Raw genomic sequence first — 23592 nt, 5'->3', positions numbered from 1 at the left:
CTTCGCGCGCAGGCGGTCCATGCCGCTGCAGCGTCGGACCGCATCTATGCGACCGAGCCAGTTTCACCGGTGAAACTTTTATGGGTCAGTAGACAAACTGAAAGTCAGTTTCCCCGGGGAAACTATCCGACGCTGACAAGCCGTGCCGTAAACGAACGGTCGTGCGATAACTGCCATTATGATAATCCGCGTCGTTCGGGCCTATGTTCGCGATAGCGCTCGACCCCGACCAGAGACCCAGACCGCTACCGCGGTTAGGAAAAACTTGCCGCCGGCGGCACCCGGGTTGCACTGGCCGCGTCATTCGCTGACGAAGCTGCCAAAACCTGATGAGACCGAACTGCTCCTTCTTGCGCGGGCGAAAGGTGCGTCTTTTCACGCGTCTTTTGCCCTTTTCCTCGTCTGAGTTAGGTCCGGCTTCAGAACACCTGGTGCGTCGAGCGCGTTGCAGTCCGATCCCCAGTTGGCTAGACTAAGCTAACCAACGGAGGATCCATGCAGACCGTGAATATCCATGAAGCAAAGTCGCAACTGTCGCGTCTCATAGAGGCAGCCGTTAGCGGCGAAGAGGTCGTGATTGCGAAGGCCGGAACGCCGGTGGTGCGCCTAGTTTCGGTGGAGCAAAAGCCGAAACTCCGCTTCGGTTTGATGAAGGGAAAAATCAAAATTGCTGACGACTTCGACGCGCCGTTGCCCGACGAGGTCTTGGCGACATTCGAGGGCCGTTGATGCGTCTTTTGATCGACACACACGTTCTGTTGTGGGCGATGAGCGGCGATAAAAGGCTTTCCAAACGTGCCGAAGCAACGATGCTCAGCGCCGACGCCGTGTTCGTCAGCGCTGCGAGCATTTGGGAGATCTCTATCAAGGCTGCACTCGGGAAGCTCGACGCCGATGTGAAGGAGCTAGTCACGCGCATGGAGGACGCCGGGTTTCGCGACCTACCAGTAACAGCGGCGCACGCTGCAACAGTTCGCGAGCTGCCAGATATCCATCGAGATCCGTTTGATAGGATGCTCGTGGCACAAGCCATCACGGAGCCACTGCGCCTGCTTAGCGACGACGACAACGTCGCGAAGTACACGGATCTCATCATTCGAGCATGATGGGCACGGAAAACAGACGGCATCACAGGCAAGCCGGTTCGCACCCGCAAGAACCGGGAGGACCAATGGCGATACCACTTAACGCCGCAGCGGACGCGCGTTCTATCTACAGACACTTATGAGGAAGAAGGAAATGGTCGGGCGTTATGTAGTCGTGTTGACGATGATAGCGGCTGTGATCGGCTTGACTGCTTGTAACACGGTCGCCGGTTTCGGGCGTGACATCACCGATTCTGCGAACGCGGTTAAGCGTGTCGTTTTTTGATCGGGTGCCAAAGTTGGAAATGCGCACCGCTAGGCACCGCTAGCCGTGACACCTTGCGATCCGGCCACAAACGGGCGGTCGAGGGCATCGTCCAGTTCTAAGGCCACGGTCTCAAGCGCCATTGCTCAATGACCGGTTCTCGGCGTCGTAATTGCCGTTGCACTACCGCGACCCGGCCGCAAGCGGCCGTTGAAATGGCGGGTCCAATTGGCGACAACGCGCCCGCATTCGTTCGCCGATCTCATTGGTCATACCCGGGTGGGCGGCTCAAACCCACTGGTCGTTTGCGACAGTACGCTCGCCTTAGGCACCGTCGCCCGTGTTCACTACCCCTCGCGGCTCGATAAGCAGCAGCTTGACTTCTGCATTCGCACCGGGCTTGTGCTCGACGCCCTTCGGCACCACGCCCAGCTGTCCGGCACGCAATACGATCGAACCATCGCATGAAGGCCCCGTCCGAAAATCGATATGTAGCTCGCCTTCGAGGACGATAAACGCTTCGTCGGTTTCTGCATGTCGGTGCCACTGGAATTCGCCTACGACCTTTACGACCTTGAACTGATAATCGTTCATTTCAGCGACGACGCGCTGTTGCCAGTGACCGTTGATCTGCGCGATCTTGCCGATCAGATCAATGGTTTGGCACTGGCCGCGGGTGACCGGCGCGGTGCGATCGTGCAAGGATTGGGACATCGTTCTCTCCGTTTAAAGGTGGATGCGCTGAGTGTACGCATGCGCCTTGCGGTCGTATTGAACGATCGTGGGTGCTCTTTAGCCGCGCCGCACGCCGCCCGCGACCTGGCGTCATTCCAAATGCCCTTGTAAAGTGTCGCGTCATATGACTCCGGTCGGCAAAACCCGCGGCTGCAGCAGCGTAGGCGAGCGGGGTGCCAGTCAGCAACATGCGACGTACTCCATCGAGGCGCCGCATCGTCAGATACCGGTAGGGGCTGGTGCCGTAGAACGTACGAAAGTCGTGCGACAGGCTCCAGCGATCCCGGCCCGTCGCCGATTCGAGTTCGTCGAGGGTGACAATGCGCGCCCAATTCGCGCACAGATACTCGCGTGCGCGCCGCGCAGCGAGGAAGTCGCCTTTAGCTTTTGGCGCGGACGAACTGGCGACAGCGGCAAGGGCATTCGCCAATTCGGCAAGCGCATCGCTCTGTTCGAGCGGCTCAAGCGTATAGCGCACGTGCTGCAGCAACGTCGCGGTCGCAGCCGCAAGGCGCGGATCGGTCGTCACGCCACCCTCGAGGAACGGCAGCGCTCGCCCGCCGAGCACATCCTGAAGGAGTGCGGGTTCTACGTAAACCATCCGGTACTGGAACCCTTCCTCGGTGCCTGCCTGACCATCGTGAGCCTGGTCGGGATGGAGTACGAGCGTGTTGCCCGGCAGGCTGTTTTGCTGGCTGCCCCGATAGCTGAAACTCTGGACACCAGAGAGCGTGCGGCCAATTGCATAGGTGTCGTGGCGGTGCATGGCATAAGCGCTGCCGTGAAACCGCGCTTCGATTCGCTCGACGCCTTCTATTGGCTCGGCGCGCCTAACCCAGTCGGCGGGCAAGGCCGGTGTCTGTCGGTTCATGATGTATGGCGAGATGGTGTGACGTACCGCAATCCATCGTTGGCGCTCACGCGCGGTCGACGCGCAAGGGCCAACCGGATTGTCGCACGAGGCGGCCGGCGCTACCCGTTGACGACCGGCTGTCAGGAAGCGAAATACCAATGACCGCTTTGCGGCGATCAGTTCGAAGCGCCGACGGACTCAGTCCGACCCACTCCGGTCAGACGGCCGTCTCCAAAGCGGTCAGTCGGTCGAATCGAGGGTCTGTGAAATGGATTGCCATAAAGCGGCCATTGGTGACTTCACCCAATCGGCCACATCCGGACATTCATGTCCGCCGGCGACATGGACTTTCGAGAGTCAGCTCCAGACGGCGGATTCAACCGGTCGATGCAATAGCTTGATGGAATCGTTCAGCTGGTGTCTCGTAATCTAGCGTCTTTCTCGGGCGCTCGTTCAGCCTTCTCGCCACGGCATTGAGTTTGGCTTGCGAATAAACCGACAGGTCGATGCCCTTTGGGAAGTACTGTCGTAACAGCCCGTTCGTGTTCTCATTGGAGCCGCGTTGCCACGGATGCTTGGGGTCACAGAAATATACGGCGATGTCAGTGGCGATGGTGAACCGTTTGTGTCCCGCCATCTCGGTGCCGCGATCCCAGGTGAGCGATTTGTAGAGTTCTTGCGGAAGCTTGCCGGCGTGTTTGATGAGCGCCTTGGCGACGGTTTCACTGTCCTTGCTGTCAATCTTGAGCAGCAGCACATAGCGTGTGTGTCGCTCTACAAGCGTTGCGATCTGGCTGTTACCGCTGCCGCACAGTAGATCGCCTTCCCAGTGCCCCGGAACGGCGCGGTCCTCGACCGTAGCGGGACGTTCACTGATCGAAACCGCATCGCGGATCCGACCGTGATCATCGGTCTTCTGCGTGTGATGACGCGAGCGACGCATAGCACGGGTGCGCCGCAGGTGCTCCAGCAACTCTTTTTTCAGCGCGCCGCGTGCTTGAATAAAAAGCGTCCGATAGATCGTTTCGTGAGACACGTGGAGACCCTCGTTACCCGGCCATGTTCGCTTTAGCCATCCAGCGATCTGCTGCGGTGCCCATTGCAGTTGCAGCTTCGCCGCCACGACTCTTGCCAGCGCCGGTTTCGCGACCAGTTTGCATGCCTTGGGGCGCAGCGCCCGCTGCCAGGCAAGCTCATCGGCGCAGTCCGCCCGGTAGCCTTTCTCGCCGCTGTTGCGCTTGATCTCGCGGCAGATCGTAGACGGTGCTCGCGACAGGCGCCGTGCGATCGATTGGATCGAATCATCCGCTGCGAGACCTCTTGAGATCTCTTCACGCTCGGCCAGCGTGAGCGACTGTCTCGATCGCCGTCGCGGTGGGGGCTGGATTCCTCCAGTTTGCGCCAATATTCCCGCCACGGATGAATGGTTACGATCGAATAGCTGCGCAATATGCTGAAGCGACTCGCCCGCGCGCCAGCGCTCCCACATCAGCGCTTTCTGACTCTCACTGTAATAGATCCGGCGTCTTTGTTTCATCGCAACACTCCCGCCGCTTACATAGCGCTATTGTGTTGCATCGACCGGTTGAATCCGCCACAGGTAGCGGACGCTGATCGGTTCCGCTCAGACGACATCGTAGCTTCTGTGGTCGCACTTCCCGCCCCTTATTGCAGTTCATCAGCAATCCTAAGGGCACACCGCCCCATGAGGATCGCTCGGCACTTCAACAGTGCAGAATCTTGAAGGCTTCCCGAAACAGCGGTTCGGCCTTAGCCAGCATTCATGCGTCAGGAATTAGCCATGGAATCTCTCCATCGGTGCCCCCTAATTACTTGCTGTTCAACAATGAACTTTCGACGGTTGAAGCAAAGTTTTCATCTGTGTAACTGCAAGAAGCCGTCGGGAATTTTTTGCATCGCCGAGGCACGAGGTCGAGACCGCGGCATTCAGGGCGGCGGGCACCAAGGTCCCGTTTGAACCAGCGGAGCCGACGGATAAGCGCGACGGCGCAAGCCGTCAGTTGTATCAGCGGCTAAAGTTCGTGAGCACGGTTTGCGAAACCGGCCTGGGTTGGAATTACTCTCAGATCCTCTTTGATTCTCCCGTCTTACCTGCCGTTGGAACCGCGAAGCGCCGACCGTCGGCTTTGGGTGGCGACTTTCGCCACCTACATGGTCGCGCAGCCTTCGCCGGAATTGCCGGTGTTCTCGATAACGTCCCGACATATAACGCTAAGTGGAAACCGTTGGCACCCGGAGCGATCGCTTTCGCGAATTGGAAGCAGGCACCTCAAGAACAACCAAGGCCCTGCTAGTGGCGGGGCCTTGGTCTTACTGCACGATGCAAAGCTGGATTATTGTTGGTCGTTGTCTCTGTCCCTGTCCCGACCGCGCAGGACCGACAGGTCGATCGCGTTTGCCATCGCAACGTACCCGGCATCGTTCGGATGCAGATGGTCGCCGCTATCGTATTGCGTCTGCATCGAGATTGGGTGCGCGGGGTCGCGAATCACGGCATCGAAATCCACAACGGCATCAAACTCGCGGCTATTGCGGATCCAGTTGTTGACGGCCTGCCGCACCGCTTCCTTCTGAGACGTGTAATAGCCTTCGTTCGGCGTGCCTTGCAGTGCATTACGAAAAGGCGTGAGGGTGCCGCCCATGATGCGAATGCCCCGCAGATGCGTGCGTGCGATGATCTGCTTATAGCCGTCGATGATTCCTTCCGCCGTGGCCTGAGGCGCTGATGGATCAAGCGCAGTGCCCGGCCAGCCGATATCGTTGATGCCCTCCAGCATGATCACCCACTTGACGCCTTGCTGGCTCAGCACGTCGCGGTCGTAGCGTGCGAGTGCGCTCACCCCGGCGCCATCGCTCAGCACTCTGTTTCCGCTGATTGCTTGATTAAGAATGGCCGTTCCGTGACGCGACTGTCCGCTGTTGAGCCGCCGCGAGAGGTTGTCCGGCCAACGGCGATTCGCGTCGACCGTCGAGGAGTAGCCATCGGTGATGGAGTCGCCGAATGCGACGATGGCGTCCGTATGACCGCGCGTGTTAACGAGCACGCCCGACAAGTAGAAGCGGTTCGTGTAAGCCTTGGGCGAAGGCTGGTCTGGCGCGGCCGTGTTGTCGCCACTCGATACGTAGGCGTTCTGCACTGCAAGCTGATGCACGGTCTCAAGTTTAGTCGCTTGCGGTAGGAACAGGCTGATCGCAAGGTTCGCAAACGGCCCGACTGTAATATCGAGAGGGTCGCTAAGTATCGGCGCGCCGGCATACAGCGTCACGGAGGTCTTACCGCCGAACGTCAGAGTCCTGTCCGTGTTCGGGTAGATCTTCGATCCGCCCGCTGATACTGCAATGTGAACCGGGCCAACGGTGACCGGCGACTGACCAAACTCATTGGTGAGCCGCACGCGCACCTGATTGCCTCCGACGCTCGTATGCACGATCTGCCGGATCGTCGTCGCCGCATTGAAGTTCTGCGGCGTCGTGATGTTGTTGTTGCGGTCCGCGCTCGCGGTCCAAGTCGATAGCCATCCGTCGCTCACATCGCCATCTCGCTGATCGTGCGCGAAGGAAGCGGGCGCAGACATCAGCGCTGCGATCGCCAATAGCGGCGCAACCGCGTGAGCAAACAGCCTCGGAAGTGAACGATTTCGCATTCGTGCTCTCCAGACTCGTTGTTGGTCACGCCGGGGATCGGTCGGACACCGAACCAATATGGTGCATGGGCTTATAACAGAAAAGATCGTTTACCCGTATTTGATTACGTAACCGAGCTCGGGCGGCAAATTCGTCCTTGTGAGCGTCTGTCGATTTCGCCTCGAAGAAGCGTTGATACTTCGCCGAATGCACCAGTGAAAGCATTGTAATTTTAAGCGGTGACGGTGGCCGCCGCGCACGGGAGCGCCTACGACGCGCGGTTGCAGCTGATAGCACCTAACGCGGCCGCGTCCCGCCGATGACTTCTCCGCGCAACGTGGCAAGCAGATGCACCGCCTGAACATGCAGACGCACGGCGTTCGAGTCTTGCGACACGCCATTCGATGAATGAATCGGTCCCATCACATTGTCCCGACATCTACGACTAAGACTGCGCATCGGCCTTCGTTGAAGGGCGCATCGGATCGCCGGCGCCCTCGCCAACCAAATGAGATGCAGGCCGTCGCCTCCGTCACGCCAGCGCCTCCGCCTGGCGCATACTCGGCAGCATCCGATCAAACTCACGCTTGACGATGCCGTAGCACTCGCACGCGCTTGCCTCCAGGCCGACGCGATCTAGCACCTTGATGCGACCGTGGCTGTGTGGATGAGTCCGGCGTCGTGCCATCTCCCCGCAGCCTCGGTAACCCCTTCACGGCGCACGCCGAGCATGTCAGCGATCATTTGCTGCGTTGCTCGCATGTCGTCCGACCGCGTGCAGTCTGATTGGATAAGCAGCCAACGGCAAAGCTGTTTTCTCAGCGTATGGTGACGGTGCCGCCGTCTGGGCTACTTGCATCAACAAGGCCTGCATGTAGCGCGGCGTAACGCGACGCAGAAGGGGTTAGATCAATCGTTCGGTAGAAGGCGATTACCCGATCTGACAAGTAACGGAGAATCCAGCGCCGATTGTGCCCTGCGGTGCCGGTCCCGCGGTGATACAAATACAACCGGAAGGTCTTCGCCCCACGAAGTCGGTGATAACGCTACACGGCCGATTTTGCCTAAAATAATTGCCGAATGGTAGGACGACATCGTCGATGTGATCGACAAAAGTTCAGCTGACTCATTGCTGGAGGGACGCTGGGTGCTTCAACGCGTGCCCCGCTCGGGCACGAGCGTTTTACAGGCGCCTGCTATGGACGCAGCCCATCCGTCCGCTCCTTGCATGACACGCGAGCATTACAGTTGGCCCGGTCGGCTTCTCCCCGGCACACGAGAGCGATCATCGTCCGTCGGATGACCGCCCGGCTAACGATGATCTCATTGAGGTCGTCGCAATCGATGTATCGCACATGCACGGCCGAATCATGGTCCGGTTTCGACCAAACAGATTTACATTGAGTTCCGTGCACGGCGGGCTATCCTGGCAACAAAACAATACGTCAAGAGCGCCGCTGACGGACGCTGGCGCAGCCCCCCCCAGAACAGCGCGACGCATCTTGCCCGTAGTAAGCCTCGCCTAGCGCGAAGCGTCGTCCTGCGCGCAGGCTCCTGCTCGTCAGCTACAAGCCGGACATTGCCGACGAGATACCACGACGACGGAAGCTTGCGCTTGCCAGTTATTCAAGCGTAATGCCGTCGAATCGATGTCCGCCCAGCGGACTGATCAAGTATCCGTGCACCCGCTTGGAAATGGGCTGAAACGTGTTCGCGTGGGCGATCGGCGTGTAAGGAACCTGGTCCTTGAAGACGACCTGCGCTGCTTCGTAAAGCTTGGTGCGCGCGTTCTGATCGGTGATAAGCCGGGCTTTCGCGAGCAGATCGTCGAACTGCTTGTTGCACCATTTTGCCATGTTGCTGCCGTGCACGGCGTCGCAGCCGAGCGTCGTGCCGAGCCAGTTGTCGGGATCGCCGTTGTCACCAAGCCAGCCGTACAGGATGGCGTCGTGCTCGCCATTAGTCTTTGCGCGCTTGTTGTACTCAGCCCATTCGTAACTCACAATGTTCGCCATCACGCCGATCTTCGCCCAGTCCGCTTGAATGAGCTGCGCCATTAGCCGCGCATTCGGGTTGTAGCCACGCTGTACGGGCATGGCCCAGAGCGTGATGGCGAAGCCATCGGGGAAGCCGGCCTCTTTCAGTAACGCTCGCGCGCGTGCCGGATCGTATGGGGCGTCCTTGAGCGCCTTGTTATACGACCATTGCGATGGCGGCATCGGATTAGTGGCGACCGTCGCCGCGCCTTCGTACACGGACTTGATGATCGCCTGCTTGTCGATAGCCATGTCGAGCGCGCGACGTACCTGCACGTTGTCGAGCGGCTTGTGCGTCGTGTTGTAACCGACGTAAGCGACATTGAAGCCCACGCCCGACAGCACCGCGAGATTGGGCTTCTTCTTCGCGCTCGCAATATCGGCCGGCCGCGCGAACGACGTGATCTGGCATTCGCCGCTCTCGAGCTTCTGTTCGCGCACGGCAGCGTCCGGCGTGATCGAGAACACGAGCTTGTCGATGTGCACGTCCCTGCGGTTCCAGAAGGTCGGATTCGCGTCGTAGCGAATCGTCGAGTCCTTCTGGTAATCGCGGAAAACAAACGCGCCCGTGCCCACGGGCTTCTGATTGAAGTCCTCGACCTTGCCGGCCTTGAGCAACTGCGCGGCATATTCCGCCGATACGATCGACGCGAACTCCATCGCCACATTGCGCACGAACACGACGTCCGGCGTCTTGAGCGTGAAGCGCACGGTGTAATCGTCCACCTTCTCGACCGACGCGATGTTCTTGTCGTAGCCGAGGTCGGTCAGATACGGAAAGCTGACCGGATGCGCTTTCTGAAAGGGCTCGTTCGGATCGATCATGCGTCTGAACGTGAACACGACATCGTCCGCATTGAAGTCGCGCGTCGGCTCGAAGTAGGACGTCGATTGAAACTTCACGCCATGACGCAGATGGAACGTGAACGTCTTCGCATCCGGTGACGCGTCCCAGGTCTCGGCGAGACCCGGCGTGAGATCCAGCGTGCCGCGCTTGAACTCCACCAGTGTGTCGAAGACGGCGTGCGCGCCGGCGTCGAAGTCCGTGCTGGTCGTGTATTGCGCGGAATCGAATCCGGCGGGGCTGCCTTCGGAGCAGAAGACGAGCGTCTTGCTTGCTGCTTGCGCGGATTGCGGCGCGGCGCTGAATGCAGCAAGGGCGGTAAGCGCGCAGAGGGCGACCGCGCGCATCGGCGCGGCCCATGAACTGCGTGTTGCGGCGATTGTCGGCATTGTCGCTTTGGCACGAGAAGGGTTGTCATCCCGCGTCCGGGCGGGTTCGATCGCGTACTTTACCAACAGAAGCAATTACGCACATATTCCGTCGCTGCAAAAAAGGTCGATGCATGGCTCCCAATCGATCATCAACGCGGGCATCGATCCTCAACGCGATAACGACTCGCTTAGAACCTCACCCGCACGCCGCCGAACGCCGCCACTTGCCGGTTCGTCGACGACGCAGTTCCCGCGTCGGCGATAGCAGCGATCTTTCGATAGCCGGCGTCGACTCGTGTCGATGCGTCGCCGGCGGCGAGCTGATAGACGCCCGACAGATACAAGTCGGTACGCCTCGACAATGCGTAATCGACGCCCAGCGTGAACTGATGCCAGCGCGGCTTCAGCGTCGCGCCGTTCGTGCCGGGCAGACTGTAAGCGCGGCCGTCCGTGAACGTGTAGACGCCTACGAGCGTCGTCGCCGGAGTCAGGCTGTAACGCCCGTTGACGTCGTAGTTATTGAACTTGCGCGAGGAGCCGTCGTTGTAGTCGAGTTGCGTATGACTCCACGCGAAGCCGATGGTCGCCAGCGATCCGATCGCATAATTTCCGCCCGCCACGGTGATCTGCTGACGCGCGACGCCACCGTTGAGGCCATAGAAGAGCGCGCCGCTGTAGTCATCGCCCGTCGTCGTCGATGCACCGCCGATCGCCCCGCTCGTGTTCGTCGTCGCATTCGGATGATCGAGCCGCACATAGCCCGCGCCGAGCGACAACGGCCCGCGCCCGTAGCTTGCCGATACGCCCCACGCGCGGTTGTTGCCGAAGCCCGCGCCCGCGCCGTTACTGGGCTGATTGCTGAAGGCATATAGTGCATCGACGGTTACGCCCGCGATGGTATCGCTCTTGAACTTCACCGCGTTGTTGATGCGGAACGTCTGGTTCAGATTGTCGTTATCGCCGACATGCGTCGCGGGCGACCAGAACCCCGGCCCCGCGAAAAGCGCGACGAGATCGGTGTTCGGATCGTATTGACGCCCAAGCGTCAGCGTGCCGATGCCTTTCTTTCCCACGCCCGCATACGCTTGCCGGCCGAACTCGCGTCCGCCTTGCGCGAGCGTGCCGTCGTTGACGCGATAACCGTTTTCCAGCGTGAACAGCGCGGTATAGCCGCCGCCCAGGTCTTCGACGCCCTTGATGCCCCAGCGGCTGCCGTTGAGCTTGCCGCTGGTCGCCTGCACGTTCGATGCCCCGCGCTGATTGTTCGTGTAGGCGATGCCGGCATCGATCAACCCGTAGAGCGTAACCCAGCTTTGCGCCTGAGCAATCCCGGGAAGGGCGACCATCAAGCCAGCGGCGCTGGCGAGTGCGACTCGTTTCATTTGCTTCCTTTTCGTACGTGTTAACCACGAGTTTTTAGAGGAAGGCGATCTTACGGTCGCGCATATCGATGCCGAACGAACGAATTCTGATTTGTAATGTGCCGGCGAGGCGATTTGCAATGCGAAGCATTTGTCGAAAGCAACCGATGTGCGCAAGCGAAAGCATCGGGTCGGCAATGCGCGTGTGATATCGATATGAAACCTCGTTGGTTAGCGCTTGAAAAACGCTGCACTAGAATGGTCCGCCCATCTTGCCGAACCAACGTCTGCTCATGGCCCGACATCTCCATTTGAATCTCTTCGTTCACGGACGCGGTCATCATGAAGCGGGCTGGCGTCATGCCGGCGCGACGCGTCGGGCGCTCACGGATATCGACTACTTCCGCCATCTCGCTGTAGAAGCCGAGCGAAGCCTCTTCGATTCCGTCTTCTGCGCCGATTCCCTCGCGCTGGGCGATGGCGCGCAGTTCGTCGCGTCCGGCGCGCTAGAACCGCTCACGACGCTCGCGGCGCTCTCACAGGCAACGACCCGCATCGGGCTGATCGCAACCGCATCGACCACGTACACGGAGCCGTTCAACCTCGCGCGGCAGTTCGCATCGCTGGACCACCTATCGCGCGGGCGCATCGGCTGGAACATCGTCACGTCGTGGGTCGGCGGCGCGGGGCCGAACTTCGGCTATGACGAGCAGATCGAGCATGCCGAGCGATACGAACGCGCGAATGAGTTCCTCGAAGTGGTCACGCGACTGTGGGATAGCTGGGCCGACGACGCCATCATCGATGACGTTGCGAGCGGCCGCTTCCTCGATTCGTCGCGCGTGCGGCGCATCGATTACAAGGGCAAATTTCATCGCGTGGCGGGTCCGCTGAATGTGCCGAGGCCGCCGCAAGGGCATCCGGTGCTCGTGCAGGCGGGTTCGTCGGCGACGGGCAAGGCGTTCGCCGCGCGCCATGCTGAAGCCGTGTTCACCGCGCATCTCGCGAAGGAATCGGCGATCGACTTCTATGCGGAGCTCAAGGCGGGCGCGACGGCGCTCGGGCGCAGGGAGCAGGACATCGTGATCCTGCCCGGCATCAGCGCGGCAATCGGCGCGACCGAAGCGCAAGCAAGCGCGTTGCTCGACGAACTCGATTCGCTCACCGACGTGAGCGTTGGCCTGAGCCGCCTGTCGAATCGCTTCGGCGGATACGACTTCTCGAAGCTGCCGCTCGATCATCCGCTATCCGTCGATGACTTCCCCGATCCCTCCACCGTCCAGGCCGCGCAAAGCCGCGCGGCGGTCATCACGCAACTGGTCGCGCGCGAGCGCCCGACGCTGCGCGCCCTGTTGAGGCAACTCGCGGCGGCACGCGGACACTACACGCTGTCCGGCACGCCGGAGAAGATCGCCGATGTCATCGCCGACTGGTTCGAGAGCCGCGCCGCCGACGGCTTCAACGTAATGCCGCCCGTGCTTCCCGCGCAATTCGACATCTTCACCGAAAATGTCGTGCCGATCCTGCAAAAGCGCGGCTTGTTCCGGCGCGAATACGACGCAGCGACCTTGCGCGGACATTATGGTCTCGCGCGTCCCGCGAACCCTTACTTCGGACATTGATCGATGCCGCTCCTTTCTTTCCGACACATCGCGCGCACGCTGACCGTCGCGCTCGGCCTGCTCTCGGCCGCATGCGTCGCGCAAGCCGACGACGGTTATCCCGCGCGTATCCGCATCGGCATTCAGAAGGGCGACGGGCTCGTCGCGTTGCGCGCATCGGGCAAGCTGGAGCAGGCTTTCGCGTCGCATCATGTCGAAGTGACGTGGCACGAGTTCGTGTACGGCGCGCCGCTCGTCGAAGCAATCAACGCGGGCAACGTGGATCTCGGCACCGTCGGTTCGACGCCGCCGATCATGGCGCAGGCCGGCGCGGCGCCATCGGTCGTGTACGTCGCGTATGCGCCGCCGCTCGCCAGAAGCTATGCGATCGTCGTGCCGAAGGACTCGCCCGTGAAGAACGTGCGCGATCTCACGGGCAAGAAAATCGCCTTCGCAAAGGGCTCGCAGGGGCATCTCTTCGTCTTGAAGGCGATGCAGGACGCGCACATGGCCGCCGATTCCGTGCACTTCACGTATCTCTCCTACGGCGATGCGCGCGCGGCTTTCGAGCGCGGTTTCGTCGATGCGTGGGCCGTGCCCGATCCTCGTTACGCGGACACGGAACTGGCTACGGGCGCGCGCACCATTCTGACCATCGGCGATTTGTCGGTGCCGCAGTACGGCTTCTATATCTCGACGCGCGACTTCGCGACGCGCTATCCGGCGGCGCTGCGATTGCTCTTCGATCAGCTCGCGCTGCAGACGGGCGAGAACCTCGCGCATCCGCAGGAAACCGCGCGCTTTCTGTCGGGCAATACCGGCGTGCCATTCGATGTCTGGAACAGAGCCATCGCGCGTCTGGAGTGGGGCGTGCGCTATCCGGTCACGGAGGAAGTGATTCGCGCGCAGCAGGACGCGGCGAACCTTGCGTTCGAAACGAAGGTGATCCCGCGCCGCATCGACGTGCGGCAGGCGGTGCTCCAGATCAAGTGAACGCGTGACGCCGCGCGACGGCCTTAATCATCGATAAGGCCTGTCTCCGTTGATCGTCACGCGATAACCCGACCGCACGTTGGGATAGTAGTCCCACACCGCCAGATGCTGCACGGCGCGGTTGTCCCAGAACCCGACCGAGTGCGGCTCCCATTTGAAACGCACCTGAAATTCCGGCGACGCGAAACGCTCGAACAACAGCCGGAGGATGCCTTCGCTTTCGGCCGCGGGCACATCGTCGATATGCGTCGTGAAATTCGAATTCACGAAGATGCCTTTGCGGCCGGATTCGGGATGCGTGCGCACCACTGGATGCGATGCCTTCGGGAACGTCTTGCCGGTATCGTCGATGCCGCGCAGACGGTTGCGTTGCCGATACGTCGGCTCGCCGTCATGCGTCGCGGTCAGTTCTTCCAGATACCGCCGCAAGCCCGGCGATAGCGACTCATACACCGCGTAAGCGCTCGAAAAGAGCGTGTCGCCACCGTGCGGCGGCAGCGTGTGCAGATGCAGGATGCTGCCCATCGGCGGGGCTTCGTCGCAGGAGACGTCCGAATGCCAGCGGTCGCCGGCGATGCGGCCCGTGGCGGCATCGCTATGGATCGGCAGGATTTCCGGATAGCCCTCTGGCCCCGGACTGTTCGGATGCACATGCAGCGTGCCGAAGCGACGGCCGAGCGCGAGATGCTGATCGAGCGTGAGCGGCTGGTCCCGAAAGAAGATCACCTGATGGGCGAGCAGCGCGCGGCGCACGTCGGCCACCTGTTGCTGCGTGAGCGGGCGAGTCAGATCGATCCCGCCGATCAATGCGCCGATGTGACGCGTGAGCGGCTTGACCGCGATCGTTTCGTAGGCGGTATCCAGCATGAACGTTGTCCTTGATCGACGGTAGCGGAACATCTTGACCCGCGCGTGTGCCGATGCAAAGCAACGAAAACAGATATCGATTGCATATTAATGCTGTAGTCGTTTCCCACGTTGATGCGGGCGTGTTTGCGTCGGAATCCGAATTATTGTCACGCGATGCGATATCTCCCGTCCCTCAGACGCGAACTTTCCTGCGGCTTCGTCAGTCAGCGCACGAGGCGTGCATGAGCGCCGATGTCCCGGCGGACTTCGACGACGCGATCTAAGCATCGAGCGTTTATCGGAAGCGGGATGTCGAATCGGCGGAAATGACCGGCCACGCACCTGCCTGTCGCGATGAATGGGCAAGCACGCGCAGCTTCAAAGAAGCAACGGCGTGCCGTGTTCACGCATCGAGCGTTTATCGGGAGCGGGATGTCGAATCGACGAAATGGCCGCCCGCGCACCTGCCTGTCGCGATACATGAACAACCACGCCCAGCCCTCAAAAAAACGCCGCCGTAGGCAACGGCGTCCCGTGCAGCGCGTGTTCCCCGAGCGCCCGCGCCTTGTATGACACCGGATTATGCGAGGCGATGGTGCGGATGTTGCGCCAGTGCCGGTCGAGCGCCGCGCTCTGCTTGCCCGCCGATGCGCCGCCGACATCGAACAGGCGCGTCGCCGCATCGAGCGCGAGTTCGTCGATCAGCACCTTCGAGCGCGCCGAGTGCAGCGCCGCCTCGAGAAAGAGCGCGTGATCCGGCGTGCCCGTCAACGCGGAATCGAAGGCGCGGCCGAGCACATCGGCGGCGCGCAGCACGCTTGATTCCGCCACATAGGCGGCGGCATCGAGCCGTCCGACGATCTCCTGCAGCAGCGGATCGTCGGCGGGACGGGCCGTCACCGCGTGATAGTAGTTGCGCTCGCGCCGCTTCAGAAGCGCCACTGCGTCGCGCAACACCGCGCGCAGGATTCCCGCGACGATGGTCGTCAGCCAGAGCTGCGAGAACGTGGCTTGCCAGGGGACCTTGAATTCGTCGTCGTAGTAGAGCACGTCGTCGCGCTCGACGCTCACGTGGTCATACACCGTGGTGCCGCTCGCGGTCAGGCGCTGGCCGATGCCGTCCCAGTCGTCGCGTACATCCACGCCCGGCTGGCGCACCGCGACGCGGGCGGCCACGAAGCGTCCGTCGTCCGTCTTCGCATTGACGACGATGTAGTCCGCATAGAGATTGCCGCTGCTGTAGTACTTGACGCCGTCGAGCACGAAGCCGCCGTCGCGGGCTTTGAGCGAGGTCGCGCCATCGCCGTCGCCGATGTTCTGATTGCCCAGCTCACTCGCGCCGATTCCGTAAAGCGCGCCGCTGCGCGCCGAATCGAGCCAGCGCGAATAGGGCGATTGCGGCAATGCGCGCCGCGCCCGTTCGACGAACGCGAAATGATTGCGCAGGATGTGCGGAATGTTCGAGTCGGCTTGCGCGAGATCGAGCACGAGCTCGAAGAGTTGCGGCAGCGTCGCGCCGCCCCCGCCATCCTCCACCGGCAGGCGATAAAGACCGAGCCGCGCGGCCCGCACGAGCGCAATGGCGCGATGCGGGTCGGATTCGCCGTTGCCGCGCGCCTCGGCATCCTCGGCGATTGCCGCGATCAGTTCGCGCAACGCCGGTGAACCGGGCGTCACTGCTTCGACGCGAGCGCCATCGGCGGCGGCTGGCGAAACTTCCGCTTCGATCGTGGCCATGAGTGTCCGTCCGTTGAGAGAGTCCGTTGAATGAGTCAGCACACGTTAGGTCAGCACGCCGCATTCGCCAACGAAGCGAATCTGCTAAGCAAAACAAACGGCCGATTGCGCCCAAGCGGGAATCCAAATGAACCGGCGGACGCTTAGCATCGCGAAATCGGTTCGTTGGTCGCGGGCGGACGCGACCGTACCATCGGTGGTTCATCTTCTCTTCGACGAACCTTCATGGCCGTTCCTCGCTTTCCATCCGCTGCGCTCGGACTCGATCCGGGCACGCCGCTCGAACGCCCGGACGCGGGCATCGATGAGCGCCTTCCCGACCATCCTCGCGCCGACGCGGGCCGCGCGCTGATCGATCTTCCGACGCGCGCAGCGTCGCGCCGCAGCGCGCTGTGGTGGTCCGTGCTGCGTTCCCGATTTTTTCGCGTCGGCGTGCCGGTGGCGCTCATCGTGCTGTGGCAGCTCGCGTCCTCGCTGCGACTCGTGGCGCCGGAGACGCTCCCGCCGCCGACCGTCATTCTCGCCGCGCTCAGGGAACTGGTCGCGGATGGCGAACTGCAGGGCGCGATCGGCGTATCGCTCGTGCGGGCGGCGACGGGGCTGGCGATCGGCGGCGGCATCGGCCTGATCGCGGGGCTTTTTGCGGGCCTGTGGCGCGTGGGCGAAGAAATGGTCGATGCGCCGCTGCAAATGCTGCGCACCATTCCGTTCATCGCGCTGATTCCGCTTTTCATCACGTGGTTCGGCATCGGCGAAGGCGCGAAGATCGCCGTGATCCTCGCGGCCACCATTTTCCCGATGTACCTCAACACCTATGCCGGCGTGCGCGGCGTCGATCCGAAGCTGCTCGAAGCGGCGAGCGTGTTCGGCCTCTCGAGCCGCCAGGTCGCGCTGCGCATCATCCTGCCGACCGCGCTGCCGTCTATCCTCGTCGGCGTGCGCTATGCGTCGGCGGTGGCGCTGCTCGCGCTGGTCGTCGCCGAGCAGATCAACGCGCAGAACGGCATCGGCTACATCCTCGTCAACGCGAACCAGAACCAGCGCGCGGACATCATCATCGCGGGCATTCTCGTCTATGCGGCGCTCGGGATCGTCACCGACCTCATCATGCGCACGCTCGAACATCTCGCTCTTCCGTGGAGGCCGCGCTTTGAACTCGCCTGATCGCGCCGCGCCGCAGACCGCGCTCGAACTCGATTCCGTCAGCCGCGTTTTCGCGGGCCGCGCGGTGCTCAAGGACGTATCGCTTCGCATCGGGCGCGGCCAGTTCGTGTCGATGCTCGGCGCGTCGGGCGCGGGCAAGACGACGCTGCTGCGCATTCTCGCCGGACTCGATCAGGCCGACAGCGGCCGCGTGCGCGTAGCCGGCGCGCGCTCGGTCGTGTTTCAGGAGCCGCGGCTCGTGCCCGCCAAGCGCGTGTGGGAGAACGTGGTCATCGGTCATCAGCGGCTTCGCGCGGCGCGCTCGCCGGCTCTCGCCGCGCTCGATGAAGTCGGTCTCGCCCGTCACGCCGATGGCTGGCCGAAGACGCTGTCGGGCGGCGAGGCGCAGCGCGTCGCGCTGGCTCGCGCGCTGGTCCGCGAACCGAAGCTGCTGTTGCTCGACGAACCGTTCGCCGCGCTCGACGCGCTCACGCGCATCCGCATGTACGAGCTGGTCGCGAAGCTGTGGCGGGCGCACACGCCGGCGGTCGTTCTCGTCACGCATGACATCGACGAAGCGATCCTGCTGTCGGACCGCATCGTCGTGTTGTCGCAGGGCGAGATCAGCGCGGACGTGGACGTCGATTTCCCGCGGCCCCGCTCGCGCAGCGACGAAGCCGCGATCGCGCTCAGAACCCGGCTGCTTGCGGAGCTCGGCGTCACGCAGGCCGATGCATCGCAAGCCGCCGCCGCCCAAACCGCATGACCCGATCCAACCTCACATCGAACGACAATGCCCCTCGCAAAACGCCTCACCGCTCTCATCGTTGCAAGCCTGTTCGCGAGTTCTCCGGCGGCCTTCGCCGACGAGCCGGTCACCATCACCATCGGCACGCAGGATGCCGCGTGGCCGCTCATCGTCGAGCAGTCGCGGGTGCTCGAAGGCACGCCGTACAAGGTCAAGTGGGCCGTGCTCACCGGACCCGCCGCGCAGCTCTCGGCGCTTTACTCGAAAAGCCTCGATGTCGGGCTGATGGGCGATACGTCGCTCATCATCGAGCAGGGCAACGCGCGAACGCCGTGGACCGCGGACACCGCGCCGCTGCAGATCATCGCGGGCTGGCGCAATCCGGACAGCAGCTACCCGCCGATCGTCACGGTGGTGCGCAAGAACGCGGACGTCAAGACGCTCGCCGACCTGCGCGGCAAGACCTGGGGCTATAACTTCGGCGGCTTCAACTACCTGCAGTACGTGCTCTCTTACGTGAAGGCCGATCTCAAGCCGAAGGACTTCCAGGGCGTGAAGTTCGGCGACGGCAACGTGTCGGCGTCGGCGTTCAACGCGGGGCAGGTCGCCGTGTATTCGGGCGGCTACGGACCGGTAAAGGAAGCGGTGGACAAGGGCGATGCCCGCGTCATCATCCGAAGCGACGAGCTCGACATTCCCGCGCTCTCGGTGTTCGCCGCGCGCACCGAAGTGCTGCGCGATCCCGCAAAGAGCCAGGCCATCGGCGACTTTCTCGGGCGGCTGAAAAACTCGTGGACGTGGTGGGCGCAGAACGTTCCGGCTGTCGAAAAGATCTACCTCGAGAAGATGAAGCAGAGCCCCGTGCGCGCGAAGTTCTCCGCCGAGAACGGACGCTCGGTGTTCTATCCGCTCGACAAGAAGCTGGTCGCGCGCGAGCAGAAGATCGCGGACACGCTCTACAAGTCGGGCGACATCAAGAACAACATCAAGGTCGATGTCGAGTTCAATCCCGTGTTCGATGCGCAGGCGGTGGCGGCGCGCTGAACATGGTTCGGCCCGGCGCTCGCCGGGTCAGGGCGTCCGGTAGCGCGCGCCCGGGTGCGTGCCGGCGAGATGCGGGCCGCGCCCGGCGAATAGCTTCTCGCGCAGCGTGCCGTCCGCATACGACGTGCGGTAGCGTCCCCGGTTCTGCAATTCCGGCACGACCAGATCGACGAACGCCTCGAGGCTTTCGGGCATCACGAGCCGGCGCAGGTTGAAGCCGTCCGCGCCGGTTTCGTCGATCCATGCGATGAGCTGATCGGCGACTTCGCGCGAATCGCCGACGATGAACGGTCCTCGCCCGCCAATCTGATCGAAGCGCGTCATGTCGCGCGGCGTGATCGGCCGGCCGGCGCGCCTCGTCAGGTTCTCGACGGTCGATTGCAGCGCGTTGCTCTGCACATAGCGGATCGGCTCGTCGAGGCCGAGCGCCGCCATGTCGATGCCGGTCCAGCCGGAAATCAGCGCGAGCTGACCGGCCGTATCGACGTACTGCGCATACTCGGCATGCAGTTCGCGCGCCTCCTTCGAAGTGCGCGCGACCACCACCGTCGCGCCGAGGTAAAGCAGGATGTCGTCGGGGGCGCGGCCCGCATCGACGGCGTGCTTGCGGATATCGCGCGCGGCGGCGGCGACGATCGCGGGCGTCTGGCCTTCGACGAAGACGCATTCGGCGTGCTTGCCCGCGAAGGCCTTGCCTCGCCCCGATGCGCCCGCCTGATACAGCACCGGCGTGCGCTGCGGCGAAGGATCGGCGAGATTGAAGCCGTCGACACGGTAGAACGGGCCGTCGTGCGTGATGCGTCGAATGCGCGACGGGTCGGTATACGGCTGGCCGATGCGCCGGTCGCGCACGACCGCGCCTTCCGCCCAACTGCCTTCCCACAGCTTGTAGGCGGCGGCGAGAAAGTCCTCGCCCGCCGCGTAGCGTTGGTCGTGTTCGCGCGCCCGGTCGAGCCCCATGCCGCGCGCCGCGCTCTCGAGATAGCCGGTGACGATGTTCCATCCCGCGCGGCCGCCGGTCAGATGATCGAGCGTCGAAAAGCGCCGCGAACGCGTACGGATGCTCGTACGTGAGATTCACCGTCACGCCGAAGCCGAGATGCTTCGTGACCAGGGCCATCGCCGGCACGGTCAGCATTGGATCGTGCGAGGGCGACTGGGCCGCGGCAAGAAGCGTGGCGTCGGCGTTGCCGCCGTAGGTTTCATAGATGCCGAAGACATCGGCGAGAAACACGCCGTCGAAGAGACCGCGTTCGGCAGTCGTGGCGAGATCGGTCCAGTAGCCGAGCGTCGCATGCTCGACCGAGCGATCGCGCGGATGCCGCCAGAAGCCGGCCCACGAATGCGCGGGCGCGTTCATGTGAAACGCGTTGAAGTGGATGTGCTGATTCATGGGCGATGGGCGCGGTCTCCATGTGGGGCGGATGCCGGCCAGACAGATTAGAAGACGCGCGAGCGCATCCCAACGAATTTCGCGGGATAAGCAATCCAGACGTTTCGCCGGAAGAGCGCAGGACGAAGCGCGTGACGATGCATCCCGCGCATGTAGCTATGCAAAGCAACGGCCGGTGCAAAAGCATCGCTGAAAAGATCGGTTTGGGATGCCCGCCTGCACGCCGAAGATAGCGCTTCCTCTCCCGCATGACCCGCCCATGTCAGCCCATCCCGTCATCGACGCTTCGCCTGTGCGTCAAGGCCGCGCGAGCTTGCGCGTATTTGCGCCGCGCCGCGCCGGCCGCCGGCCCGCCGTCTCGCGCAAGGAACTGACGCGCCTGATCTTTCCCGCGCTCGTGCTCGCCGCATGGCAGGCAGCTTCGTCGGCCGGATGGATCGATCCGCGCGTGCTCGAAGCGCCGCTCGATGTCGCCGCCGCGCTCGTCGATCTCGCGCGCAGCGGCGTGTTGCTGGACAGCCTCCTCGCGTCGCTGCAACGCGCGGTCATCGGCTTCGTGATCGGCGGCGGCATCGGGCTGCTGCTCGGACTGATCGCGGGGCTGTCGCGCGCGGGCGAGCGCACCTACGACGCGCTCCTGCAAATGTTGCGCATGGTGCCGTTTCTCGCGCTGATCCCGCTGTTCGTGATCTGGTTCGGCGTTGACGAGAAGCCGAAGATTCTGCTGATCGCCGTGGCGTGCATCTTTCCGGTGTATCTCAACACGTTCTCGGGCGTGCGCAACGTCGACGCGAAGCTCGTCGAGGCCGCGCAGGTTTTCGGCATGTCGCGCACGGCCATCGCGATGCGCATCGTGCTGCCGCTCGCGATGCCGTCGATTCTCGTCGGCGTCCGCTATGCAATGGGCACTGCGCTGCTCGCGCTCGTCGCGGCCGAGCAGGTCAACGCGACATCGGGCATCGGCTATCTCGCGCTGAATCCGCGCGCGGCGCTGCGCACCGACATCATTCTCGGCGTGGTGCTCGTGTACTCGCTGCTCGGCCTCACGATCGACGCGCTGCTGCGCGCCGCCGAACGTCTCGCGTTACCCTGGCATCGCACGTTGAATACGGAGCGCAGCCGATGAGCGACGACCTCGCCGTTTCCATCGCCCAAGGCACGAAGCGTTTCGGCGATCGCGTGATCTTCGGGAACCTCGACCTGCTAATCCGCCGCGGGGAGTTCGTCGCGCTGCTCGGCGCGTCCGGTTCCGGCAAGACGACGCTGCTGCGCACCTTGCTCGATCTCGATACGCTCGACAGCGGCGACGGCTTCGTTGCAACGCCGCGCGCCGCCGTGTTTCAGGAGCCGCGCCTCATTCCTTCCCAGCGCGTGTGGCAGAACGTGCTGATGGGCGTGCCGAGAACCGCGCGCGCCCGCGAACTCGCGCTGGCGACGCTGGCCGAAGTGGGCCTCACGCGTCATGCCGATGCGTGGCCGCAGACGCTGTCAGGCGGCGAGGCGCAGCGCGTCGCGCTCGCCCGCGCGCTGATCCGCGATCCGTCGCTGCTGCTGCTCGACGAACCGTTCGCCGCGCTCGATGCGCTCACGCGTCTGCGCATGCAGGACCTCGTACGCCAGCTCGTCGCGCGGCATGGTCCCGGCGTGCTGCTCGTCACGCATGACGTGGACGAAGCGTTGCGGCTCGCCGACCGCATCGTCGTGCTGCGCGAAGGACGCCTGACGCTCGATGTATCCGTGAACGGCGCCGCCGGTCATCGCGAAGCGGCGCACGTCGAAGGCGGCGCGCTGGGAGCGCGTCTGTATGCCGAACTCGGCGTGCCGCACGCCGTCGCCGCCTGATTTCCACTCATCTACTCGCCCGCCATGTCCATGATACGTCTTGGTTTCGCCGCCGCCTTGCTCGGCGCCACGCTCTTCGTTTCGCAGGCTTCGCATGCGGCGGAGACCGTGCTGCGCGTCGGCATCTTCCAAGATGTCACGCGCGAGGCCATCGAGGCCACCGATTTCCTGGAGGGCACCCCATACCGGATCGAATGGGCCCGTCTCAACGGCGCGGGGCCGACGGTGCAGGCGCTCGGCGGCAACGCCATCGACATTAGCTGGGGCCTGAGCGACACGGCCGCGCTCAAGGCGTCGTCCGAAGATCGCCGCAACTGGAGCGCGGGCAACGCGCCGATCAAGCTGATCGGGCTGCTCGCGCCGGTCGACAGCACGCACTATTCGCCGAGTCTCGTGATCGCGAGCAAAGCGTCGGGCGTGACGAAGCTCGCGGACTTGCGCGGCAAGACCTACGCGTTCAACGAAGGCGGCAATGCGAACGCGGTCGGCCTGCTCGCGCTCGACAAGGCGGGCATGAGCCTGAAGGACGTGAAGCTGCGCCTGCTCACCTACGATGCAACCGCGCCCGCTGTCGTCGCGGGCGCGGTCGATGCGGCCCCCGCCACGCGTTCGCGCGTCGCCGATGCGCTCGCGACCGGCGCCGTGCGCGAACTGGCAACCGAGAACGAAGTGGGCTTTCCGGGCTTCGTGTCGGTGACGGCGCGCACGGCGGCGCTGAAGGATCCTCAACTGGATGCCGCCATCGGCGACTTCATGACCCGTCTCGCGCGCTATCTCAACTGGGCCGCTACGCACGACGCCGAGACAGCCGCCGCCTATGCCAAAACGCAGCAACTCACGCAGGAGCAGGCGCTTTTTGCCGCGAAGAGCGGGGCGTACCGGCTCGTGCCCGTCAACGCCGATGGCGCGCCCTTCAAGGCCGAAGTCGCGGCCACGCGCAAGCTCGGCGATATCGGGTTCTATCCGCGCCCGGTGGACTTTTCCACCGTCGTCGATGACCGGTACACCGCGCGGATCGAAGCGGGCAATCGCTGACAAGCCACGGAG

At 63.1% G+C, this 23592-nt stretch carries 17 protein-coding genes and 3 pseudogenes; 10 read left to right on the top strand and 10 right to left on the bottom strand.

What is annotated here, in order from left to right:
- Positions 1–495: 495 nt before the first annotated feature.
- Together P9220_RS19425 and P9220_RS19420 are read left to right on the top strand one after the other, a co-directional pair.
- On the top strand, positions 496–729 hold the full coding sequence (locus P9220_RS19425; RefSeq protein ID WP_035970879.1) for a type II toxin-antitoxin system Phd/YefM family antitoxin: 234 nt from the start codon (positions 496–498) through the stop codon (positions 727–729).
- A complete protein-coding gene (locus tag P9220_RS19420) occupies positions 729–1106 on the top strand; it encodes a type II toxin-antitoxin system VapC family toxin (RefSeq protein WP_309766944.1) in 378 nt (125 codons plus the stop codon). The genes P9220_RS19425 and P9220_RS19420 overlap by 1 nt, the downstream gene beginning before the upstream one ends.
- Before the next feature lie 568 nt (positions 1107–1674).
- Here P9220_RS19420 and P9220_RS19415 read toward each other — a convergent pair.
- From P9220_RS19415 to P9220_RS19385, 7 genes and pseudogenes are all read right to left on the bottom strand, one after another.
- Positions 1675–2064, bottom strand: coding sequence for a cupin domain-containing protein (locus P9220_RS19415; RefSeq protein ID WP_309766943.1), 390 nt, complete (start codon positions 2062–2064; stop codon positions 1675–1677).
- 100 nt (positions 2065–2164) lie between these two features.
- A pseudogene (locus P9220_RS19410) lies at positions 2165–2956 on the bottom strand (AraC family transcriptional regulator); the annotation flags it as partial.
- Between the two features lie 358 nt (positions 2957–3314).
- On the bottom strand, positions 3315–4475 hold the full coding sequence (locus P9220_RS19405) for an IS30 family transposase (protein WP_309766941.1): 1161 nt from the start codon (positions 4473–4475) through the stop codon (positions 3315–3317).
- An 817-nt stretch (positions 4476–5292) separates the two neighbouring features.
- Positions 5293–6603 (bottom strand): SGNH/GDSL hydrolase family protein, encoded by a 1311-nt coding sequence (locus P9220_RS19400; protein WP_309766939.1) that lies wholly within the window; start codon positions 6601–6603, stop codon positions 5293–5295.
- 512 nt (positions 6604–7115) lie between these two features.
- Positions 7116–7481, bottom strand: a pseudogene (locus P9220_RS19395) (Crp/Fnr family transcriptional regulator); the annotation flags it as partial.
- A gap of 724 nt (positions 7482–8205) precedes the next feature.
- A complete protein-coding gene (locus tag P9220_RS19390; RefSeq protein ID WP_309766937.1) occupies positions 8206–9852 on the bottom strand; it encodes an ABC transporter substrate-binding protein in 1647 nt (548 codons plus the stop codon).
- Between the two features lie 170 nt (positions 9853–10022).
- Positions 10023–11216: a porin gene (locus tag P9220_RS19385; protein ID WP_309766935.1), complete on the bottom strand. Its 1194-nt coding sequence runs from the start codon at positions 11214–11216 to the stop codon at positions 10023–10025.
- Between the two features lie 272 nt (positions 11217–11488).
- Between P9220_RS19385 and P9220_RS19380 the strand changes: the two genes are divergently transcribed.
- Positions 11489–12817, top strand: coding sequence for an LLM class flavin-dependent oxidoreductase (locus tag P9220_RS19380; RefSeq protein WP_309766933.1), 1329 nt, complete (start codon positions 11489–11491; stop codon positions 12815–12817).
- A 3-nt stretch (positions 12818–12820) separates the two neighbouring features.
- Positions 12821–13789 (top strand): aliphatic sulfonate ABC transporter substrate-binding protein, encoded by a 969-nt coding sequence (locus P9220_RS19375; RefSeq protein ID WP_309766932.1) that lies wholly within the window; start codon positions 12821–12823, stop codon positions 13787–13789.
- 27 nt (positions 13790–13816) lie between these two features.
- On the opposite strand, the gene P9220_RS19370 is transcribed toward P9220_RS19375, so the two are convergent.
- Together P9220_RS19370 and P9220_RS19365 are read right to left on the bottom strand one after the other, a co-directional pair.
- Entirely contained in the window at positions 13817–14656 is an 840-nt protein-coding gene (locus P9220_RS19370; RefSeq protein WP_309766931.1) for a TauD/TfdA family dioxygenase, read from the bottom strand.
- Positions 14657–15139: 483 nt separating this feature from the next.
- Positions 15140–16375, bottom strand: coding sequence for an acyl-CoA dehydrogenase (locus P9220_RS19365; protein ID WP_309766929.1), 1236 nt, complete (start codon positions 16373–16375; stop codon positions 15140–15142).
- 225 nt (positions 16376–16600) lie between these two features.
- On the opposite strand from P9220_RS19365, the gene P9220_RS19360 reads away from it, so the two are divergent.
- From P9220_RS19360 to P9220_RS19350, 3 genes are read left to right on the top strand one after another with little or no spacing between them, the layout of a single operon-like run.
- The gene (locus P9220_RS19360) at positions 16601–17539 is read left to right on the top strand and encodes an ABC transporter permease (protein ID WP_309766928.1); all 939 of its coding nucleotides are present in this window, start codon (positions 16601–16603) and stop codon (positions 17537–17539) included.
- On the top strand, positions 17526–18284 hold the full coding sequence (locus P9220_RS19355; protein WP_309766927.1) for an ABC transporter ATP-binding protein: 759 nt from the start codon (positions 17526–17528) through the stop codon (positions 18282–18284). Before P9220_RS19360 ends, P9220_RS19355 begins: the two co-directional genes overlap by 14 nt.
- 27 nt (positions 18285–18311) lie before the next feature.
- On the top strand, positions 18312–19310 hold the full coding sequence (locus tag P9220_RS19350) for an ABC transporter substrate-binding protein (RefSeq protein WP_309766926.1): 999 nt from the start codon (positions 18312–18314) through the stop codon (positions 19308–19310).
- Positions 19311–19346: 36 nt separating this feature from the next.
- On the opposite strand, the pseudogene P9220_RS19345 reads toward P9220_RS19350, so the two are convergent.
- A pseudogene (locus P9220_RS19345) lies at positions 19347–20703 on the bottom strand (LLM class flavin-dependent oxidoreductase); the annotation flags it as partial.
- Positions 20704–20962: 259 nt separating this feature from the next.
- On the opposite strand from P9220_RS19345, the gene P9220_RS19340 reads away from it, so the two are divergent.
- From P9220_RS19340 to P9220_RS19330, 3 genes are read left to right on the top strand one after another with little or no spacing between them, the layout of a single operon-like run.
- A complete protein-coding gene (locus tag P9220_RS19340; protein ID WP_309766925.1) occupies positions 20963–21829 on the top strand; it encodes an ABC transporter permease in 867 nt (288 codons plus the stop codon).
- On the top strand, positions 21826–22545 hold the full coding sequence (locus P9220_RS19335; RefSeq protein ID WP_309766924.1) for an ABC transporter ATP-binding protein: 720 nt from the start codon (positions 21826–21828) through the stop codon (positions 22543–22545). The genes P9220_RS19340 and P9220_RS19335 overlap by 4 nt, the downstream gene beginning before the upstream one ends.
- 24 nt (positions 22546–22569) lie before the next feature.
- The gene (locus P9220_RS19330; protein WP_309766923.1) at positions 22570–23580 is read left to right on the top strand and encodes an ABC transporter substrate-binding protein; all 1011 of its coding nucleotides are present in this window, start codon (positions 22570–22572) and stop codon (positions 23578–23580) included.
- Positions 23581–23592: the final 12 nt, after the last annotated feature.

Source organism: Caballeronia sp. LZ016 (assembly GCF_031450805.1).
Classification (GTDB): Bacteria; Pseudomonadota; Gammaproteobacteria; order Burkholderiales; family Burkholderiaceae; genus Caballeronia.
This window is presented reverse-complemented; position numbering and strand designations above follow the sequence as displayed.

What these genes read in the sequence shown, in the direction of transcription:
- P9220_RS19405 (WP_309766941.1), bottom strand. Translation starts at nt 4,475, where the DNA reads ATGAAACAAAGACGCCGGATCTATTACAGTGAGAGTCAGAAAGCGCTG.
- P9220_RS19400 (WP_309766939.1), bottom strand. Translation starts at nt 6,603, where the DNA reads ATGCGAAATCGTTCACTTCCGAGGCTGTTTGCTCACGCGGTTGCGCCG.
- P9220_RS19350 (WP_309766926.1), top strand. Translation starts at nt 18,312, where the DNA reads ATGCCCCTCGCAAAACGCCTCACCGCTCTCATCGTTGCAAGCCTGTTC.
- P9220_RS19380 (WP_309766933.1), top strand. Translation starts at nt 11,489, where the DNA reads ATGGCCCGACATCTCCATTTGAATCTCTTCGTTCACGGACGCGGTCAT.
- P9220_RS19390 (WP_309766937.1), bottom strand. Translation starts at nt 9,852, where the DNA reads ATGCCGACAATCGCCGCAACACGCAGTTCATGGGCCGCGCCGATGCGC.
- P9220_RS19415 (WP_309766943.1), bottom strand. Translation starts at nt 2,064, where the DNA reads ATGTCCCAATCCTTGCACGATCGCACCGCGCCGGTCACCCGCGGCCAG.
- P9220_RS19420 (WP_309766944.1), top strand. Translation starts at nt 729, where the DNA reads ATGCGTCTTTTGATCGACACACACGTTCTGTTGTGGGCGATGAGCGGC.
- P9220_RS19360 (WP_309766928.1), top strand. Translation starts at nt 16,601, where the DNA reads ATGGCCGTTCCTCGCTTTCCATCCGCTGCGCTCGGACTCGATCCGGGC.
- P9220_RS19340 (WP_309766925.1), top strand. Translation starts at nt 20,963, where the DNA reads ATGTCAGCCCATCCCGTCATCGACGCTTCGCCTGTGCGTCAAGGCCGC.
- P9220_RS19425 (WP_035970879.1), top strand. Translation starts at nt 496, where the DNA reads ATGCAGACCGTGAATATCCATGAAGCAAAGTCGCAACTGTCGCGTCTC.
- P9220_RS19375 (WP_309766932.1), top strand. Translation starts at nt 12,821, where the DNA reads ATGCCGCTCCTTTCTTTCCGACACATCGCGCGCACGCTGACCGTCGCG.
- P9220_RS19365 (WP_309766929.1), bottom strand. Translation starts at nt 16,375, where the DNA reads ATGGCCACGATCGAAGCGGAAGTTTCGCCAGCCGCCGCCGATGGCGCT.
- P9220_RS19385 (WP_309766935.1), bottom strand. Translation starts at nt 11,216, where the DNA reads ATGAAACGAGTCGCACTCGCCAGCGCCGCTGGCTTGATGGTCGCCCTT.
- P9220_RS19335 (WP_309766924.1), top strand. Translation starts at nt 21,826, where the DNA reads ATGAGCGACGACCTCGCCGTTTCCATCGCCCAAGGCACGAAGCGTTTC.
- P9220_RS19370 (WP_309766931.1), bottom strand. Translation starts at nt 14,656, where the DNA reads ATGCTGGATACCGCCTACGAAACGATCGCGGTCAAGCCGCTCACGCGT.
- P9220_RS19330 (WP_309766923.1), top strand. Translation starts at nt 22,570, where the DNA reads ATGTCCATGATACGTCTTGGTTTCGCCGCCGCCTTGCTCGGCGCCACG.